Annotated in this window: 16 protein-coding genes; 4 read left to right on the top strand and 12 right to left on the bottom strand. The window is 66.9% G+C overall.

The window, feature by feature from the left end:
- Positions 1-57 precede the first annotated feature (57 nt).
- The 5 genes from atpD to ACK3BB_RS08155 form a co-directional block, all read right to left on the bottom strand.
- The gene (atpD, locus tag ACK3BB_RS08175; protein WP_428928228.1) at positions 58-1,482 is read right to left on the bottom strand and encodes a F0F1 ATP synthase subunit beta; all 1,425 of its coding nucleotides are present in this window, start codon (positions 1,480-1,482) and stop codon (positions 58-60) included.
- Between the two features lie 21 nt (positions 1,483-1,503).
- Positions 1,504-2,379 carry a F0F1 ATP synthase subunit gamma gene (locus ACK3BB_RS08170; RefSeq protein ID WP_428928227.1) on the bottom strand — a complete coding sequence of 292 codons (876 nt, stop codon included), beginning with the start codon at positions 2,377-2,379 and terminating at the stop codon, positions 1,504-1,506.
- Positions 2,380-2,391: 12 nt separating this feature from the next.
- Positions 2,392-3,933: a F0F1 ATP synthase subunit alpha gene (gene atpA, locus ACK3BB_RS08165; RefSeq protein WP_428928226.1), complete on the bottom strand. Its 1,542-nt coding sequence runs from the start codon at positions 3,931-3,933 to the stop codon at positions 2,392-2,394.
- A complete protein-coding gene (locus ACK3BB_RS08160) occupies positions 3,934-4,494 on the bottom strand; it encodes a F0F1 ATP synthase subunit delta (protein WP_428928225.1) in 561 nt (186 codons plus the stop codon).
- A 285-nt stretch (positions 4,495-4,779) separates the two neighbouring features.
- Entirely contained in the window at positions 4,780-5,526 is a 747-nt protein-coding gene (locus ACK3BB_RS08155; protein WP_428928224.1) for a methyltransferase domain-containing protein, read from the bottom strand.
- A 63-nt stretch (positions 5,527-5,589) separates the two neighbouring features.
- On the opposite strand from ACK3BB_RS08155, the gene gloB reads away from it, so the two are divergent.
- The 3 genes from gloB (at position 5,590) to ACK3BB_RS08140 (ending at position 10,003) form a co-directional block, all read left to right on the top strand.
- Entirely contained in the window at positions 5,590-6,354 is a 765-nt protein-coding gene (gene gloB / locus ACK3BB_RS08150; protein WP_428928223.1) for a hydroxyacylglutathione hydrolase, read from the top strand.
- A 323-nt stretch (positions 6,355-6,677) separates the two neighbouring features.
- Positions 6,678-9,005, top strand: coding sequence for an ATP-dependent Clp protease ATP-binding subunit ClpA (gene clpA, locus ACK3BB_RS08145; RefSeq protein WP_428928222.1), 2,328 nt, complete (start codon positions 6,678-6,680; stop codon positions 9,003-9,005).
- A 71-nt stretch (positions 9,006-9,076) separates the two neighbouring features.
- Positions 9,077-10,003: a M23 family metallopeptidase gene (locus tag ACK3BB_RS08140; protein ID WP_428928221.1), complete on the top strand. Its 927-nt coding sequence runs from the start codon at positions 9,077-9,079 to the stop codon at positions 10,001-10,003.
- Positions 10,004-10,009: 6 nt separating this feature from the next.
- Here the strand turns inward: ACK3BB_RS08140 and ACK3BB_RS08135 are convergent, their stop codons facing one another.
- The 3 genes from ACK3BB_RS08135 to ACK3BB_RS08125 form a co-directional block, all read right to left on the bottom strand.
- Positions 10,010-12,028, bottom strand: a complete 2,019-nt coding sequence (locus tag ACK3BB_RS08135; protein ID WP_428928220.1) for a peptidoglycan -binding protein — start codon at positions 12,026-12,028, stop codon at positions 10,010-10,012.
- 3 nt (positions 12,029-12,031) lie between these two features.
- Positions 12,032-13,276 carry a biopolymer transporter ExbB gene (locus tag ACK3BB_RS08130; protein WP_428928219.1) on the bottom strand — a complete coding sequence of 415 codons (1,245 nt, stop codon included), beginning with the start codon at positions 13,274-13,276 and terminating at the stop codon, positions 12,032-12,034.
- A gap of 69 nt (positions 13,277-13,345) precedes the next feature.
- The gene (locus ACK3BB_RS08125; protein ID WP_428928218.1) at positions 13,346-13,876 is read right to left on the bottom strand and encodes a gamma-glutamylcyclotransferase; all 531 of its coding nucleotides are present in this window, start codon (positions 13,874-13,876) and stop codon (positions 13,346-13,348) included.
- 66 nt (positions 13,877-13,942) lie between these two features.
- Here ACK3BB_RS08125 and ACK3BB_RS08120 point away from each other — a divergent pair, with 66 nt between their 5' ends.
- Entirely contained in the window at positions 13,943-14,941 is a 999-nt protein-coding gene (locus tag ACK3BB_RS08120) for a DUF2125 domain-containing protein (RefSeq protein WP_428928217.1), read from the top strand.
- A gap of 281 nt (positions 14,942-15,222) precedes the next feature.
- Here ACK3BB_RS08120 and ACK3BB_RS08115 read toward each other — a convergent pair whose 3' ends face one another.
- From ACK3BB_RS08115 to rpsD, 4 genes are all read right to left on the bottom strand, one after another.
- Complete coding sequence (locus ACK3BB_RS08115; RefSeq protein WP_428928216.1) at positions 15,223-16,221, bottom strand: extensin family protein; 999 nt, start codon at positions 16,219-16,221, stop codon at positions 15,223-15,225.
- A gap of 14 nt (positions 16,222-16,235) precedes the next feature.
- Positions 16,236-17,156: a prephenate/arogenate dehydrogenase family protein gene (locus ACK3BB_RS08110; protein ID WP_428928215.1), complete on the bottom strand. Its 921-nt coding sequence runs from the start codon at positions 17,154-17,156 to the stop codon at positions 16,236-16,238.
- 24 nt (positions 17,157-17,180) lie between these two features.
- Positions 17,181-18,260, bottom strand: coding sequence for a histidinol-phosphate transaminase (gene hisC, locus ACK3BB_RS08105; RefSeq protein WP_428928214.1), 1,080 nt, complete (start codon positions 18,258-18,260; stop codon positions 17,181-17,183).
- Between the two features lie 187 nt (positions 18,261-18,447).
- Complete coding sequence (rpsD, locus tag ACK3BB_RS08100) at positions 18,448-19,068, bottom strand: 30S ribosomal protein S4 (RefSeq protein WP_428928213.1); 621 nt, start codon at positions 19,066-19,068, stop codon at positions 18,448-18,450.
- Positions 19,069-19,277 lie beyond the last annotated feature (209 nt).

Genomic DNA, 19,277 nt, shown 5'->3' with positions numbered 1-19,277 from the left:
CGCCCTACACCCGGCGGTTCATGGCCGTGTAGGGCGGGGTTTTACCCCGCCGTCGGCTCACGCAGCTTCCGCCGCCATCTTCTCGGCTTTGGCGATCACCTCTTCGATGCCGCCAACCATGTAGAAGGCGCCCTCGGGCAGGTGGTCGTATTCGCCGGCGACAACCGCCTTGAACGACGAGATCGTGTCTTCCAGCGGCACCTGGACGCCGTCCGAGCCGGTAAAGACCTTGGCCACGTCGAAGGGCTGGCTGAGGAAACGCTGGATCTTCCGGGCACGGGCCACGGTCAGCTTGTCCTCTTCCGACAGTTCGTCCATCCCGAGGATGGCGATGATGTCCTGGAGCGACTTGTAGCGCTGCAGGATGCCCTGCACGTCACGGGCCACCTGGTAATGCTCTTCACCGACGATCTGCGGGTCGAGGATCCGCGACGACGAGTCGAGCGGGTCAACGGCCGGGTAGATGCCGAGTTCCGAGATCGCACGCGACAGAACGGTCGTGGCGTCGAGGTGGGCAAAGGTCGTGGCAGGCGCGGGGTCGGTGAGGTCGTCCGCGGGAACGTAGACGGCCTGGATCGAGGTGATCGAGCCGGCTTTCGTCGAGGTGATCCGCTCCTGCATGGCGCCCATGTCGGTGGCCAGCGTCGGCTGGTAGCCCACGGCCGAGGGGATACGACCCAGCAGGGCCGACACTTCCGAACCCGCCTGGGTAAACCGGAAGATGTTGTCGACGAAGAACAGAACGTCGGTCCCCGAGCTGTCGCGGAACTGCTCGGCCAGGGTCAGGCCGGTCAGGGCAACACGGGCACGGGCTCCCGGAGGCTCGTTCATCTGGCCGTAGACCAGGGCAACCTGCGATTCCGACAGGTTGTCGGGCTTGATGACGTTGGATTCGATCATCTCGTGGTAGAGGTCGTTCCCTTCACGGGTCCGCTCGCCAACACCGGCGAACACGGAGAAGCCCGAGTGCACCTTTGCGATGTTGTTGATGAGTTCCATGATCAGAACGGTCTTGCCCACGCCGGCGCCGCCGAACAGGCCGATCTTGCCGCCCTTGGAATAGGGCGCCAGCAGGTCGACGACCTTGATGCCGGTGACCAGGATTTCCGATTCCGTCGCCTGCTCGGAGAATTCCGGCGCGGTGGCGTGGATCGGGCGGTATTCGGTGGCCTCGACCGGGCCGCCTTCGTCGACGGGCTCACCCACGACGTTGAGGATACGGCCCAGGGTGGCGCTGCCGACGGGAACCGAGATCGGCCCTTCGGTGTCGGTCACTTCCTGGCCGCGCACCAGCCCTTCGGTCGCATCCATGGCGATGGTGCGGACGGTGCTTTCGCCCAGGTGCTGTGCGACTTCCAGGATCAGCGTCTTGCCGTTGTTGTCGGTGGTCAGCGCGTTCAGGATCTCGGGCAGGTGGTCGTCGAACTGAACGTCGACAACGGCGCCGATGACCTGGGTCACTTTGCCTTTTGCGTTAGCCATGTTTCGTCTCCGGTTGTCTTTTTACAGCGCCTCGGCGCCGGAAATGATTTCGATCAGCTCGTTGGTGATGACGGCCTGACGCGAGCGGTTGTACTCGATCGTCAGCTTGTCGATCATCTCGCCGGCGTTGCGGGTCGCGTTGTCCATCGCGGACATCCGGGCCCCCTGTTCCGACGCGCCGTTTTCCAGCAGAGCCGAGAAGATCGCCGTCGCCACGCCCTTGGGCAGCAGGTCGGCCAGGATGGCCTCTTCGCTGGGCTCGTAGTCGTAGAGCGCGGCGCCCGTATCCTCGCCGGCATCCTCGAAGGTCGCCGGGATGATCTGCTGGGCGGTCGGCACCTGGCTGACCACGTTGACGAACTTGGCATAGAAGATCGTGGCCACGTCGAACTCGCCCGCGTCGAAACGGTCGAGAACGCCCTGGGCGATCTCCTGTGCATTGGCGTAGCCGACGGATTTCACCTCGCCCAGGTCGACGTGACCGACGAAGAGATCCTTGTGGTCGCGGCGCAGGGCATCACGACCCTTCTTGCCGACCGTCAGGATCTTGACCGTCTTGCCCGCCGCCCGCAGCTCGGCCACCTTGGCCCGTGCAAGCTTGGCGATGTTGGCGTTGAAACCACCACACAGGCCGCGTTCCGCCGTCATGACGACCAGCAGGTGCACCTTGTCCTCTCCGGTGCCGGAGAGGAGTCGGGGCGCGGAATCGGAACCGCCGACGGACGACGCCAGCCCGGCCATCACGGCATTGAACCGCTCGGCATAGGGGCGCGCATCCTCGGCCGCTTCCTGTGCCCGCCGCAGTTTCGCGGCGGCCACCATCTGCATGGCCTTGGTGATCTTGCGGGTCGACTTGACCGACTCGATCCTGATTTTCAGGTCCTTGAGGGAAGGCATGGATGCTCTCCCTTATGCGAAGTCGGCTGCGAATTCGTCGAGCACTGCCTTCATCTTCTCGACCGGTTCACCGCCCTTGAACTTGGGATCCTCGTCGGTGATCCACTGCAGGAAGTCGGCTTTCTTGGTCCGCAGGAAGTTCAGCAGACCGGCTTCGAACTTGCCGACCTGGTTGACGGGCAGCTTGTCGAGATAGCCGTTGGTGCCGGCGAAGATGATGCAGACGATCTCGGCGTTCGTCAGCGGCGAGTATTGCGGCTGTTTCATCAGCTCGGTCAGGCGCGCACCACGGTTCAGCAGCTGCTGGGTGGCGGCGTCGAGGTCCGAACCGAACTGGGCAAAGGCCGCCATCTCGCGATACTGGGCGAGCGACAGTTTCACCGGGCCAGCGACCGACGACATGGCCGAGGTCTGGGCCGACGAACCAACCCGCGACACCGACAGACCGGTGTTCACGGCCGGGCGGATACCCTGGTAGAACAGTTCGGTTTCCAGGAAGATCTGGCCGTCGGTGATCGAGATCACGTTGGTCGGGATAAAGGCCGACACGTCGCCGCCCTGGGTTTCGATGATCGGCAGAGCCGTCAGCGAGCCCGAGCCGTTGTCTTCGTTCAGCTTGGCCGAACGCTCCAGCAGGCGGGAGTGCAGGTAGAACACGTCGCCCGGGTATGCTTCACGTCCCGGCGGACGGCGCAGCAGCAGCGACATCTGGCGATAGGCCACGGCCTGTTTCGACAGGTCATCGTAGATGATCAGCGCGTGGCGGCCGTTGTCGCGGAAATACTCGGCCATGGCCGTTGCGGTGTAGGGCGCCAGGTATTGCATCGGGGCGGGCTCGGATGCGGTGGCGGCCACGACGATCGAATATTCGATAGCGCCGCTTTCTTCCAGCTTCTTCACCAGCTGGGCCACGGTCGAGCGCTTCTGGCCGACGGCGACATAGATGCAGTACAGCTTCTTGCCTTCGTCGTCGCCCGCGGCTTCGTTGTAGGATTTCTGGTTCAGGATCGTGTCGAGCGCCACGGCGGTCTTGCCGGTCTGGCGGTCGCCGATGATCAGCTCACGCTGGCCGCGGCCGATCGGGATCATGGCGTCGATCGACTTCAGGCCGGTGGCCATCGGCTCGTGCACGGATTTACGCGGGATGATGCCCGGCGCCTTGACGTCGGCCACCGAACGGCCGGCGGCTTCGATCGGGCCCTTGCCGTCGACCGGGTTGCCCAGGGCGTCGACCACGCGGCCCAGCAGGTTGTCACCCACCGGCACGTCCACGATGGCGTTGGTCCGCTTGACCACGTCGCCTTCCTTGATGTCCCGGTCCGAGCCGAAGATCACGACACCGACGTTGTCGTTTTCGAGGTTCAGGGCCATCCCGCGGATGCCGCCGGGGAATTCGACCATCTCGCCGGCCTGCACGTTGTCGAGGCCGTGGACGCGTGCAATCCCGTCACCCACGCTGAGCACGCGGCCGACTTCGGAGACTTCGGCATCCTGGCCGAAGTTCTTGATCTGGTCCTTCAGGATCGCAGAAATCTCTGCAGCTTGGATACCCATTTATCCGACCTCTTTCATAGCATTCTGGAGGGAGGCGAGCTTCGACTTGATCGACGTGTCGATCATGGTCGAGCCCAGCTTGACAATCATTCCGCCGATGAGGCTCTCATCGACCGTGGTCTTCAGCGTGACATCCTTGCCGGCGCTCTCGCGCAGCATGGCCGCCAGTTTCTCGGACTGCGCATCCGTCAGGGCGGTCGCGCTGGTGACAACGGCGGTCACCTCGCCGCGATGTTCGGCCAGCTTGTCGCGCAATGCGGCCAGCAGCTGGGGCAGCACGAACAGGCGGCGTTTCTGGGCCATCAGGGCCAGGCCCTTGCGCAGCACCGATGCAAGTTCCATCTTGTCGGCTATCGCCGTGATGGCGGCACCCTGTTCCTCGCGCGAGATCATGGGGGACGAAATCAGCGTCCGCAGATCTTCGCTTTCGGCCAGGGCCGACGACAGGTCGTCGACGCCGCTTTCAAGGCCTTCGAGGTTGGAATCTTCTTTCGCGATCTCGAAGATCGCCGAGGCATAGCGGGCCGCAATGCCGACGGAAATCGAAGCTGGTTCGGACACGTCCACCCTTCCGATCATTCGGGCCCGGCCACCGGGCAGATCCGATGGACATAGGCATGTTGACCGACCCGGCTCGCACCGGGGCAGCAAAATCAGCGTGGGTCTAGCAGAGCCTCCCCCACCCCGCAACAAGCATTAACGAAATGGTCGTGGACCAATAGTCGGGGTAGCCTAGGGCCTTAGCCGGGGTGCGACTCTTTGCGCCTGCGGCACGGATTGAAACCCGCCTGCATTGAGCCCCAAGCCGTGATTCTCGGCAAGGCTGTTGCGGCGCAGCATGGCCTGTCACACAGGTTTAGCGACCGGGTCGGCCATGCCATCCAAGATGTTGAGGGGCGCCCGCACCGCGCGGCGTTCCACGGTGCCCCGCGGCGGATGGACGCGCTTGGTCGCCTCGACCATGAACACCCCTCCGGCCAGCTCGGTCGGCATGCTGCGCCCGATGCGTTCGATCAGCCGACCAGATTTCTGCCAGAACCGCCGTTCGGTCGGCGGCTGATAGAGCGCCGAGGTGTGACGTTCGGGCAGGAAGCCGTGTTTCTTCAGCTGGGTTTCCAGCTGGCCCAGCGTGTAGGGCCGGCCATAGCCGAAAGGCGTCTTGTCCGACCGCGACCACAGCCCGGCCCGGTTGGGCACGATGAACACGGCCCGCCCCCCCGGGCCCAGCACCCGCCAGCATTCCTCGAGCAGGTCGGCGGGATGTTCCGAGGTTTCCAGCCCGTGCAGGATGACCATGCGGTCGACCAGCCCGGTTTCCAGCGGCCAGAGCGTTTCCTCGATCAGCACCGAGACATTCTGCTGCCCCGCCGGCCAGGGCATCACGCCCTGCGGCCCGGGCATCAGCGCCACCACCCGGCGGGCATCGTTGAGGTAGGGCCGCAGCAAAGGCACGGCAAAGCCGAAGCCCGCGACCGTCATGGCCTTGGCCTCGGGCCAGTATTCCTGCAGGCGGGCACGCAGCGACAGCTGCGCGGCACGGCCCAGCGTGCTGCGATAGTAGAAATTGCGCAGGTCCTGCACGTCGAGATGCATTGCGGGCCGTCCGGCGATCAGTCACTCTTTGGTGCAAGACTAGCAGCGCGAAAGGGAAAGACCATGCCTCTTCAGATCGTCACCATCCCCTGCCTGACGGACAATTACGCCTTTCTCGCCCATGATCCCGTCTCGGGCGAGACCGCGCTGGTCGACGTGCCCGAGGCCGCGCCGATCCTGGCCGCCCTGTCCGACCGGGGCTGGCGCCTCAGCCATGTGCTGATCACCCATCACCATGCGGACCATGTCCAGGGCCTGGACGAGATCCTGGCCGCACATCCCGGCGCGCTGGTCGTGGGCCATGCCGCCGATGCCGCCCGCCTGCCGCCGCTTGGCCTGGCCCTGGCCGAGGGCGACAGCGTGACCGTCGGCAGCTCGACCGGCACGGTGATCGACGTGTCGGGCCATACCATCGGCCATATCGCCTATCATTTCCCCGACAGCGCCGCGGCCTTCACGGCCGACAGCCTGATGGCCCTGGGCTGCGGGCGGGTGTTCGAAGGCACCATGCCGATGATGTGGGCCTCGCTGTCGAAACTGGCCGCCCTGCCCTTCGACACGATTGTCTATTCCGGCCACGAGTACACCGAGGCCAACGGCCGCTTTGCCCTGTCGGTTGATCCCGACAACCCCGATTTGCAGGCCCGCATGGCCGACATCCGCGCCGCCCGGGCCAGCGGCACGCCGACCGTGCCCTCGTCGCTGGCGCTGGAAAAGGCCACCAACCCGTTCCTGCGCGCGCCCGAACTAGCCGCCTCGCTGGACATGACCGGCGCCGATCCGGCCGAGGTCTTTGGCGAGATCCGCCGCCGCAAGGACAGCTTTTGAGACCAATGGCCCATGCCCGGCATCCGGCGCGCCCCCTGTTTCCGCGCGCCCGGCGCCCTATATACTGCGTTACACTCCCATCCCTCGAACGCCGCCGGTCCGGTCGTTCCGGGCGAATTTCACGCCCCGAACCGCCCGGCACCACCGCCCCAAATCTGTTCGCCCCCGCTTTTCGGTGGGGAAATGTGATCGCGCCACCGCAGAAAAAACTTGAAGCCGGCGTTTGATCAACCAAACTCTAACTCTATGAGCACATGGTTGGTCTTGGGGGACCTGCCCGAGCCATCCCCCAACCGCCGGCCCAGATCAGAGGAGCACGCCAGGTGCCATCTTTTTCAAACTCCCTCGAGCAGGCCATTCACGCAGCTCTGGCGTTCGCCAATGAACGACGGCACGAGTTCGCCACGCTCGAACACCTCCTCCTTGCCCTGCTCGACGAACCCGACGCCGTGCGCGTGATGAAGGCGTGCAACGTCGATCTCGACGAATTGCGGGCGACCCTTGTTGAATTCATCGACGAAGAGCTGGCCAACCTGGTCACCGACGTCGACGGCTCCGAAGCCGTGCCCACCGCGGCCTTTCAGCGTGTGATCCAGCGCGCGGCCATCCATGTCCAAAGCTCCGGCCGCACCGAGGTGACCGGGGCCAACGTGCTCGTCGCCATCTTTGCCGAACGCGAGAGCAACGCCGCCTATTTCCTGCAGGAGCAGGAAATGACCCGCTACGACGCCGTCAACTTCATCGCCCATGGCGTGGCCAAGAACCCCGCTTTCGGCGAGAGCCGCCCGGTCCAGGGCGCCGATTCCCCGCAGGAGGAACCTTCGACGTCTGCCCAGCCCGAAGACGACGGCAAGGAAAGCGCGCTTGCCAAGTATTGCGTCGATCTCAACGCCAAATCGCGCGAAGGCAATGTCGATCCGTTGATCGGCCGTGACAGTGAGGTCGAGCGCTGCATCCAGGTGCTCTGCCGCCGCCGCAAGAACAATCCGCTGCTGGTGGGTGACCCCGGCGTCGGCAAGACCGCCATCGCCGAGGGGCTGGCCCGCAAGATCGTGGCCGGCGAGACCCCCGAGGTGCTGGCCAATACCACGATCTATTCGCTCGACATGGGCGCGCTGCTGGCCGGCACGCGCTATCGCGGCGATTTCGAGGAACGGCTCAAGGCCGTGGTGACCGAGCTTGAGGAACATCCCGACGCGGTGCTCTTCATCGACGAGATCCACACCGTGATCGGTGCCGGCGCCACCTCGGGTGGCGCGATGGATGCGTCGAACCTGCTCAAGCCGGCGCTCCAGGGCGGAAAGCTGCGCACCATGGGCTCGACCACCTACAAGGAGTTCCGCCAGCATTTCGAGAAGGACCGCGCGCTGAGCCGCCGGTTCCAGAAGATCGACGTCAACGAGCCGTCGGTCGAGGATGCGGTGAAGATCCTGAAGGGCCTCAAACCCTATTTCGAGGACCACCATTCGGTGAAATACACCTCGGACGCGATCAAGACGGCCGTCGAATTGTCGGCGCGCTACATCAATGACCGCAAGCTGCCCGACAAGGCCATCGACGTCATCGACGAGGCCGGCGCGGCCCAGCATCTGCTGGCCGAATCGAAGCGGCGCAAGACCATCGGCGTGAAGGAGATCGAAGGCGTCGTGGCCAAGATCGCCCGCATCCCGCCCAAGAACGTGTCCAAGGACGATGCCGAGGTGCTCAAGGACCTCGAGGCAACGCTCAAGCGCGTGGTCTTCGGCCAGGACAAGGCGATCGAGGCCCTGTCCTCGGCGATCAAGCTGTCGCGGGCCGGCCTGCGCGAGCCCGAGAAGCCCATCGGCAACTACCTCTTTGCCGGGCCCACGGGTGTCGGCAAGACCGAGGTGGCCAAGCAGCTGGCCGATACGCTGGGCGTCGAGTTGCTGCGGTTCGACATGTCGGAATACATGGAGAAACACGCCGTCTCGCGCCTGATCGGTGCGCCTCCGGGCTATGTCGGCTTTGACCAGGGCGGCCTGCTGACCGACGGGGTCGACCAGCATCCGCATTGCGTGCTGCTGCTGGACGAGATGGAAAAGGCGCATCCGGATGTCTACAACATCCTGCTGCAGGTCATGGACCATGGCCGCCTGACCGATCACAACGGCCGGACGGTGGATTTCCGCAATGTCGTGCTGATCATGACCTCGAATGCCGGTGCCGCGGAACAGGCCAAGGAAGCCATCGGCTTTGGCCGCGACCGCCGCGAGGGCGAGGATACGGCTGCCATCGAACGGACCTTCACGCCGGAATTCCGCAACCGGCTGGACGCCGTGATCTCCTTTGCGACGCTGCCCAAGGGCGTGATCCTGCAGGTTGTCGAGAAATTCGTGCTGCAACTGGAAGCCCAGCTGCTGGACCGCAACGTGACCATCGAACTCCTGCCCGAAGCCGCACAATGGCTGGGCGACAAGGGTTACGACGACAAGATGGGCGCCCGCCCGCTTGGCCGCGTGATCCAGGAGAACATCAAGAAGCCGCTGGCCGAGGAACTGCTCTTCGGCAAGCTGGCCAAGGGTGGCGTGGTCAAGGTCGGCGTCAAGGATGGCGAGATCGACCTGCGGATCGAAGGCACCGGCAATCCCCGGATCTCGGGCAACAAGCCGCCGCTGCTGACGGCCGAATAATGCTTCGGGCGGCACTTGCCGCTCTCCTGTCGCTCGCCGCCTTCCCCGCGGCGAGCGATGTCGTTTTGCAGATGCCCTTGGCCTGCACCCTGGGCGACACCTGCCATATCCAGCACCTGCCCGATCATGCGCCCGGCCCCGAGATCCGCGATTTTCTTTGCGGCGGGCTCAGCTATGACGGCCATGACGGCACCGATTTCGCCTTGCCCTCGCTGGCCGCCATGCGCGCCGGGGTTGATGTCCTGGCCGCGGCCGCGGGCCAGGTCGTGGGGATCCGCGACGGCATGGATGACGTGCTCTACGATCCCGAGAGTGCCGCGATCGACGGGCGCGAATGCGGCAACGGCGTCGTGATCCGCCATGCGGACGGCTGGGAAACCCAGTATTGCCACATGAAACAGGGCTCGGTCTCTGTGCGCAGCGGCGACACGGTCGCCCCCGGTGACCGGCTGGGCCAGGTCGGCCTGTCGGGCCAGACCCAGTTCCCCCACCTGCATCTCGCCGTGCGCCATGACGGCAGGTCGGTCGATCCCTTTGCCCCCGAGGCGCCCGACGCCTGCCAGCCCGACGCGCCCTGGTCGCCGGACCGGCGCGCGGCCCTGTCCGCCGATGACCTCTGGGCCCGGACCCCGCCGCTGTCGCCCGGCGGGCTGATCCAGGTCGGTTTCGCCCCCGCCCTGCCCGAGTATGACGCGATCAAGGACGGGCGCGCGGCCCATGCCACCCTGCCCGACGACGCCCCGGCCGTGGTGATCTATGGCTTTGCCTATGGCGGCCAGCCCGGCGATGTCCTGCGGCTGGATATCACCGGCCCCGGTGGCCAGCCCTTTCACACCCGCGAGGTCGAGCTGACCCGCGCCCAGGCCCAGCTGTTCCGCGCCAGCGGCCGCCGCCTGACCGCGCCCGCCTGGCCCCGTGGCACCTATGACGGCCGGGTCACCCTGCTGCGCGACGGCCTGCCGCTGGCCACCATGGCCACGCAGCTGCGCATCGACTGACCGCCCCTATTTCTCGGTGAATTTCAGCTCGATCCGTCGGTTCTGGGCCCGGGCCTGCGGCGTGTCCTCCGGGTTCAGCGGCTGGTACTCGCCAAAGCCGTTGGCCGACAGCCGCTCCGGCGGGATGCCCAGGAAATCGACCATGTAGCGCACGACCGACAGCGCCCGGGCCTGGCTCAGCTCCCAATTGTCGCGGAACTGGCCGCTGCCCGAGATCGGCACGTTGTCGGTATGGCCGTCGACCCGGATGATCCAGTTGATGCCGGGCGGAATCTCGCCCGCCACGTCGCGCAGGATGCGCGCGATCTTGGCAATCTCGAACCGGCCTTCGGGCGTCAGCTCGGCCCCGCCCGAGGGGAACAGCACCTCGGAAGAAAAGACAAACCGGTCGCCGACGATCTGCACGCCTTCCTGGCTGCCCAGCACGTCGCGCAGACGGCCGAAGAAGTCCGACCGGTACTTTTCAAGGTCGGTCGCTTCCGCTTCCAGCCGCCGGGCCTCCTCGGCCAGGCGCGCGGCCTCGGCCTCGGCGGCCAGCCGGGCCTCTTCCTCCAGCCGCCGGCGCTTGCGCTCTTCGGCGGCGGCCCGGGCCAGAGCGGTGTTCAGCTCGGTGCCCAGAGATTGCAACTGGACCTGGGATTCGGCGTCGCGGTCGCGGGCCTCGTCCAGCAGGCCCTGCAATTGGTTCAGCTGGGTGCGCAGCGCGGCGACCTGCTGGTTCAGCAATTCCGTCTGGCGCTGCGCCTCGCCGGAAATCTCCTCCTGTTCGGACAGCGACTTGCGCGCCGTGGCCAGCAGGACCTGGCGCTGCTCGGCCAGGGTCAACTGTTCTTCGGCCGCCTCTTCGGCCCGGGCCTGGGCGGCCAGCGCGGCCATCAGGCGCGATTGCAGAACCTCGCGATCCGAGGCCGCGGCCTCGGCGCGTTCCAGCGCGTCCAGCGCCGTAAGCAGCCGCGCCTCGACGCTGGCCTGGCTGTCCGCTTCGGCATCCGCTTCGGCCCGCGCCTCGCTCAGGGCGGCCTGAAGATCGGCATTCTCGCTCCGGGTGGCCTCCATCTGGGCCAGCACCACGGCCAGCCGGTCGGCCAGCGCGTCACGTTCCTCGGCCCGGGTCGAGGCCGTATCCAGCGCCCCCAGCGCATCGGCCAGCCGGGCATCGACATCCTTCCTGGCCGCCTCGGCCGCGGCCAGCAGGGTCAGCGTCTCCTCGGCATCCCGGCGCTGCGCCTCCAGCGCCATGGTCATCGCCGTCAGCTCGGCATCAGCGTCTTCCAGCCGCGCCCGCAGGGCCCGGGCGGCTTCGGATTCGGCCAGCCGCGCGGCCTCTTCCTCGCTCAACTGGGTCTCGAGATCGGCCACACGGTCGGTCTGGTCCTCGGCCCGGCTTTCCAGGTCGGCCACCAGCGCTTCGAGCGCCTCGCGCCTGGCGGCGGCCAGGCGGGCGGCCTCGGCCTGGGCGTCGATCTCGGTCCGGCTGTTGGCCAGCGCCAGGTTCAGCGCCTCCTGCTCCGACAACAGCTCGGCCTGCCGGTCGGCCAACGCCGCGCGCTCGCCTTCCAGCGCCGCGACCTGGTCACGCGCCGTGTCCCGGCTGGCGATCAGCGCGGCGACCTGGGCCTCGAACGCGGTGATCTCGGTGCGCGCCGATTGCAGCGCCTCGTCCTGGGCATCGCGTTCGGCCGTCAGCGCGGCGATATTGGCCTGGGCCGATTGCAACGCCGCCTCGGCCTGCGACAGGTCGGACTGGGTGTCGTTCAGCGTGGCATTCAGCGCGCCCATCCGCGCTTCGAGCTGGCTGTTGCGCCGTTCCTCAAGGCCCAGCGACCGGGCCAGCGCGCCGACCTGCGACGACAGCTGGTCCAGCTCGGTCTCCTGGCCGGTGATCGTCTCGCGCAGGACGAATTGCACGATCATGAAGATCGTCAGCACGAACATCAGGACCAGCAGCAGGCCGGTCATGGCATCGACGAACCCCGGCCAGATCGAGGCCTGGAAACGCTGACCGGTGCGGCGCGACAGGGCCATGGATCAGCCGTCCCCTTCGGCCCGTTTCGCCCCGCGCCCGGCGCGCAGCGCCCGCGGACCGGCGGCCTGCGCATTGCCCTCGCCGCCACCGCCGCGTTTGCGGGGGGCCAGTTCGCGGACCAGGATGTCGATGTCGCGGCGCAGCTCTGTCATGCTTTCCTGCCGGCCGGCGGCCATTTCCTCGAGGATGCGCAGCATCTGCACGTCGATCGACCGCAGCCGCATCCGGCTTTCGGCATCGATGCCCTCGCCGGCCATGCTGCCCTGCTGGGCCAGCAATTCGACCAGCCGGTCCTGGCCATCGGCCACCCGGGCCAGCGCCTCGGCCGATTGGTCGCGCCGGTCCAGCCGTTCGGTCATCCGGGCAATGGCATCGGCCAGGTTGCCCAGCTTGTCGTCGACAATCGCCCGGCCGGCATCGGATTCGGCGAACATTTCCTGCAGCGTGGTCATGTTCTCGTTCATCTGGTCCAGCATGGCCCCCACCGCGCCCAGCTCGGCCGGGCCCTCGCCATCGCTGGCAAAGCCCACCCGGGTGATCGAGCTGAGCCATTCCTCCAACTCGCGGTAGAACCGGTTCTGGCCATGGCCGGCAAAAAGTTCCAGCAGGCCCACGATCAGCGACCCGGCCAGGCCCAGCAGCGACGAGGCAAAGGCCACGCCCATGCCGCCCAGCTGGCTTTCCAGCCCGGTCATCAGCCGGTTGAAGATGTCGGTGCTGGCCTCGCCTTCCTGCGGCGCCAGCGAGCGGATCGTGTCGACCACGGCCGGGACCGTCGTGGCCAGCCCATAGAACGTGCCCAGAAGACCCAAAAAGATCAGCAGGTTGACGATATAGCGGGTGATCTCGCGCAGTTCGTCGATCCGCGTGGCCACCGAATCGAGGATCGACCGGGTCGACGACGACCCCAGCTGCATCCGCGCCTCGCGCGAGCGCAGCATCGTGGCCAGGGGCGCCAGGATGCGCGGCGGGCGAACGGTGTCGGTGATCTCGCCCGAGACAAAATGTTCGATCCAGCGGACCGAGCCGATCAGCTGCAGCACCTGCCAGAAACAGGCGATGACCCCGATGGCAAAGACAAAGACGATGAAGCCGTTCAGATACGGGTTGGCCTGGAAGACCGGAAGCACCTGGGGCAGCGCGAGGAAGGCGCCGAAACCGGACAGGACGATGACCATCAGCATCAGGAAGATCTGACGGATGGGTTGCGAGAAATGGGGTCTGGCCTCGCGGCCCGGCTGCGCCATGCGCTGCTCCTGGAAGTCGACTGCTCTTGAAGGAGAACCTACAGAAAAATCAAGGCTTGATCCAAGATATTATGCCGCAAGGCAGCGAACGCGTTCGGCCAGCCAGTCGAGATCTGCATCCGGCAGGCCGAGTTCGGCCAGGTGACGGGCCGTATTGTAGAGATATTCGGTGTTTGGCCCCCGCCCGCCATGGGCCGTGGCAATGATGCGGGCCTGGTCCTCAAGCGTGAGATGGCCGCAATATTGCACGTGGTCGGGGTCGATCACATAGGTCACGGCCTCGACGGTTTCGCCGCTGTCCAGCTGCACCGGAAGGGTCTTTTCCAGGTAGGCCGACGAGACCAGCTCGCGTTCGCGCAGATAGGCCAGCGAGGCGGCCTCGGTCCCTGGTTCGACCATCAGCGCCTGGCCCTTGCAGGCCGCCCCCGCCGCGGCATCAAGCGCCAGGACAAGGCCCGGGTGATCCTGCGTGCCGCGATGGTGGATCGAATACATGCAGAACGACCGGTGCCAGCCCGGCAAGGTGGCCAGCGCCTGGCGGGCAACCGGAAAGCCGGGGTTCCAAAGCAGCGAGGCATAGCCGAAGACCCACATCGTCATCTTGCACCCTTTGACAAATCCGCATCTATAAACCGTAAACTCGGGCCAAGTTAAAGGGGCGGTGACATGCGGCTGATCAAGGTTCTGGTAACGCTGGCGGTGCTCTGGGCGCTGGCCTGGGGTGGGCTGGCCTACCTGTTGCGCACGGGCATCACCGGCTGGTTCGATGACCGGGCCGCCGAAGGCTGGCAGGCCGATTACACCCGGGTCGAGACCGGCGGCTTTCCCCTGCGCCATGTCACCGTGCTGCACGAGCCGGCGCTGGCCGATCCGCGCACCGGCCGGGCCTGGAGCGCGCCGCAGATCAGCTTTGAAAGCCCGGCCATCTGGCCCGGCCGCCAGAGCCTGCATTTTGCCGAGGGGCCGCAATACCTGTCCTATTTCGACAACACCCAGGTGCTGACCGCCGCCGACATGGTGGCCGATCTCGACCTGCAGGCCGGGCTGGCGCTGGAACTGCGGGCGATGGGGCTGAGCGCGGGCGGCTGGACCCTGACTGCCGGCGAGACCACGCTGGCCGCCGGGGCCGGGCTGGCCATGGCGATGACCCAGGATGCCGGGCGGCCCGAGAACTATGCCATCACGCTGGACATCCCCGATTTCGCCCCGGGCGAGCGGCTGCGCCGGCTGATGGGCAGCGACAACCTGCCCGACACGTTCGACGCGCTGGAAATGCAGATGGACGTGGCCTTTGACCGGCCCTGGGACCGCCGCGCGCTGGAAGAGCGCCGGCCCCAGCCGCGCCGGCTGGACCTGCGCCTGGCCGAAATCGCCTGGGGTCCGCTGCGGATTTCGGCGGCCGGCGGGTTCGATGTCGACGAGGCCGGCGTGCCCAAGGGCAAGATCTCGATCCGGGCCGAGAACTGGCGCGAGATGCTGCGCATGGCCCAGGCCGCGGGCGCCCTGCCCGAGGCGGCGGTGCAATCGGCCGAACGGGCGCTCGGCTTCCTGGCCGGGCTGGGCGGCAACCGCGAGGCGATCGACGTGCAGCTCAACGTGACCGGCGGTGTCGTGGCCCTGGGTCCGCTGCCCCTGGGCCCGGCGCCCCGCCTGATCCTGCGCTAGGCGGCGGATGGCCCGCGGGTCGGTCTAGGGAACGGCTGCAGGGTCGGCCCCGATTGTCGTGACGGCGTCAACGAGGTTGACCCTGCCTGCCCCGGGGTCAGGTGGTGGGGCGCCCCCGACAACGCTCAGAGCGGCGACCTGACAACAGCCATTGCGAGGACCTCAACGACGGTCATTGCGCCGGCCCAAACACCGGCCGTTGGTTCGGCTCAGGTGACGGCCAGCGCCCCGGCCAGACGACACCCATTGCGCCGCCCCCTGTGACGTCCGGCGCACCGGGATCAGCGGCAATAGGCGCCCGAGCGGTAATTGGCGGTGTCCAGGTGGAAATGATCGCGGTGATAACCGTCCGAGCGCGGCCCCAGCACGGTGCCGAATGTGCCACAGGCCGCGGCATGGGCCTTGGCCAGCGCGCGGCCGTGGCTGCCCTTGCCCCAGTCGCCCAGCACCGTGACCTGGCGGCCGTTGCTCAGGGTGAAGGCCGAGATGTCGATGGCCCGGCCCTTGGCATGTTCCGACAGCTTCGCCCCAGCCCGGTTGTTGCGCGTGCGGCAGGCGTAATGGGCAGCGACCTTCAGCTCGACGACCTTCTTGCCAAAGGCTTTTTGCACGCCCTTGTCGACCCAGGTGTTCAGGGCCTCGGCCGTGTCGCAGGTCATCAGGGCCGAGGTGCTCAGCCGCACGCCCGAGACCGAGCGCACCCGCACGGCATTGGGAATGGTACACCCCCCGCCCTTGCCATAGGTGCCGACCTTTTCGCCCTGGATGTCGATGTTGCCGCAGACCGAGCCCTTGCGCTTCTTGCGTTTTCCAAAGAGCGCCTGCTGGACGATGCTGTCGGGCCGGAAGGCCGGGCGCAGGGAATCGTCGGGGCTGAAGACCGGGGCGGACAGGGGCCGCGCGGCGGCGGCGACGATCTGTTCGGACAGCGGCCGGACCGGCGGGCGGACCGCCGGCAGGTCAGGCCCGACCGGCAGCGGCACCTTGGCCACGGAATAGAGATCCGCGGCCGGGGCGGCCATGGTCACGGTGTCGTTGACCGGGGGGATGTCGGGGATGGCGTCGGTCGCCGGACCAGCGGTGTCGGTCACAGCGGGATCGGGGGCAGCTGGATCGGGGGCTGCGGTTTCGATCACCGCGGATCCGGGCATGGCAGCGCCGGCCTGGCTGTCGCCAACCGGCGCCGGCCGGTCGGCAGGGCGCAGCGATCGTTCGGGCGCGCCAAGGGCCCCTGCCCCGGCGCCGCCCAGGATGACAACCGCAAGAGCGGCGCTCCTCATCGCCGCCCGCATGGTCATGACCCCGACTTGCTCCGCCCGAAGTCCGGCGCGTCGGTGTCCTGACCCGCCTCGATGATCCCGCGCCGGATCTCGCGCGTGCGGGTGAAATAATCGAACAGCAAATCTCCGTCCCCCGTGCGGATGGCCCGTTGCAGCGCAAAGAGCTCTTCGGTGAACCGGCCGAGAATCTCCAGCGTCGCTTCCTTATTGTTAAGGAAAACATCGCGCCACATGGTAGGGTCCGATGCCGCGATGCGGGTGAAGTCGCGGAAACCCGCCGCCGAATACTTGATGACCTCGCTGTCGGTCACCCGGCTGAGGTCATCGGCCACGCCGACCATCGTGTAGGCGATCAGGTGCGGCGTGTGGCTGGTGACCGACAGAACCAGGTCGTGGTGATCGGGGTCCATCGTCTCGACATTGGCGCCGATGGCCTGCCACAGGCGCATCAGCCGGTCGGTCGCCTCGGCATCGGCGCCCTCGACCGGGGTCAGCAGGCAATAGCGGTTGTCGAACAGCGTGGCAAAGCCGGACCGGGGCCCGGAATGTTCGGTGCCGGCCAACGGGTGGGCGGGCACGAAATGCACGCCCTCGGGCAGGTGCGGGCCCACGGCCTCGATCACCTGGCGCTTGACCGAGCCCACGTCGGTCACCGTCGCGCCGGGCTTGAGCACCGGGGCGATGTCGCGGATGACGGCCTCCATCGCGCCGACGGGCACGGCCAGAACGACCAGGTCGGCGCCCTCGGCCGCCGCGCGCGCGCTGTCGCAGACCCGGTCGCACAGCCCGATCTCGCGGGCCGTGTCGCGGGTTTCGGCCGAGCGCGCATAGCCCGTGATCTCGCCCACGGCGCCCGCCCGTTTCATCGCCCAGAACATCGAGGACGCGATCAGGCCCAGCCCGATCAGCGCGACACGGTCGTAGATCACTGCCATTGAATTACCTTCGAGACTTTGACTTCAGGACGATTTGAAGGCGCGCATTGCGTCGGCCACCCGACGGCAGGCGGCTTCGTCGCCGATGGTGATGCGCACGCCATGGGGCAGGTTGAAGCTGGCCGTGTAGCGCACCAGCAGGCCGTGGCCCTGCAGGTGATCGACACAGGCCCGGGCCTCGTCGGCACTGGCGAAGCGGCACAGGATGTAATTGGTGCAGGACGTGTCCGACGGCACGCCGACCTCGGCCAGCGCCTCGGCCAGCCAGGCCCGCCAGCGAGCGTTTTCGGCCCGACAATGGGCGACCCAATCCTGGTCGCGCACGGCGGCTTCGGCGGCCATCAAGGCCGTCGACGACACGTTGAACGGCCCGCGCACGCGGTTGAGCACGTCGATGACATGGGCCGGGCCATAGCCCCAGCCGATGCGCAGCCCACCCAGCCCGTAGATCTTGGAGAAGGTCCGCGTCATGACAACGTTGGACCGGCTGTCGACCAGCCCGGCATGGCCGTCGAAACCTTCGATGAATTCGACATAGGCCCCGTCGAGCACCAGCAGCGCGCCCTCGGGCAGGCCATCGGCCAGCCGGGCGACCTCGGCCTGGCTGATCATCGTGCCGGTCGGGTTGTTGGGATTGGCGATGAAGACCAGCCGGGTGTTGTCGGTGCAGGCCGCCAGGATGGCGTCGACATCGGTGACACGCTCGCGCTCGGGCACTTCGACGGGCGTGCCGCCGGCGGCCAGGGTCGAGATGCGGTACATGCCGAAGCAATGTTCGGTGTGCACGACCTCGCTGCCCGGGCCAACATAGGCCTGGCAGAGGAAGGCGATGACCTCGTCCGAGCCGACGCCGCAGATGATGCGGTCGGCGTCCAGCCCGTGGACCTCGGCGATGGCCCGGCGCAGCGGGCCGTGGTCGGAGGACGGGTAGAGGGTCAGGGCCGAGACGCTGGCCTTGACGGCCTCGATCGCCGCCGGGGCCGGGCCCAGCGGGTTTTCGTTCGACGACAGTTTTACCACGTTGGCCACGCCGTCCACATGGGCCTTGCCCCCCTGGTAGAGCGCGATGTCCATGATGCCGGGTTGGGGTTGGATCAGAGTCATGGTCGGACCTCCTGCGTTGGGGTCTCTTACCCACGGGGCAAGGGGTTTGAAAGCCGCAAAAACGGGTGGGGCGGTCGGGCCATGGCCCCCGCGCCCGTAGGATGGGTGCAAGCACCCATCCTACCACAACGAAAAAGGCCGCACCCGGATGGTGCGGCCTTTCGATCGTGAAGAGATCCGGGTGGGATCAGTTCTTGGCGTAGAATTCGACGACCAGGTTCGGTTCCATCTGCACCGCGTAGGGCACGTCGCCCAGGCCGGGGGTGCGCACGAAGGTCGCGGTCATCTTGTTGTGGTCAGCGTCGATGTAATCGGGCACGTCACGCTCGACCAGCTGGGTGGCTTCCAGCACCGAGGCCAGCTGCTTGGACCGATCGCGGACCTCGATCACGTCGCCTTCCTTGACGCGGTAGGACGGGATGTTCACGACCTTGCCGTTCACGCGCACGTGCTTGTGGTTCACAAACTGGCGGGCGGCGAAGACGGTCGGCACGAACTTGGCGCGGTAGACCACGGCGTCCAGGCGGCGTTCCAGCAGGCCGATGAGGTTTTCACCGGTGTCGCCCTTGACCCGCTCGGCTTCGGCATAGATGCGGCGGAACTGCTTTTCGGTCATGTCGCCGTAGTAGCCCTTGAGCTTCTGCTTGGCGCGCAGCTGGATGCCGAAGTCGGACAGCTTGCCCTTGCGGCGCTGGCCGTGCTGGCCGGGGCCGTATTCGCGGCGGTTGACCGGGGACTTGGCGCGGCCCCAGATGTTTTCGCCCATGCGGCGGTCGATCTTGTACTTGGCAGACGTGCGTTTGGTCACGGCTGATCTCCTTCGTTATGGCCCCTCGGGGGGCGTGAAGGGCGTTGTCCTCTGGGATCACGTTGCGCAAACCCTGACAGGCATCCCCTCGCGGGGGCCACCAACACCAATGAAGCCGCGCTCATACCCGATGGGCGGGCGGTGTCAATCCAAAATGACGGTCCGGGCCGATCTGCCCCCCGCCCCGTCCGGGCGGCGGGTGGCCAGTG

This window comes from Marinibacterium sp. SX1, from assembly GCF_050389775.1.
Lineage (GTDB): Bacteria > Pseudomonadota > Alphaproteobacteria > Rhodobacterales > Rhodobacteraceae > Marinibacterium.
This window is presented reverse-complemented; position numbering and strand designations above follow the sequence as displayed.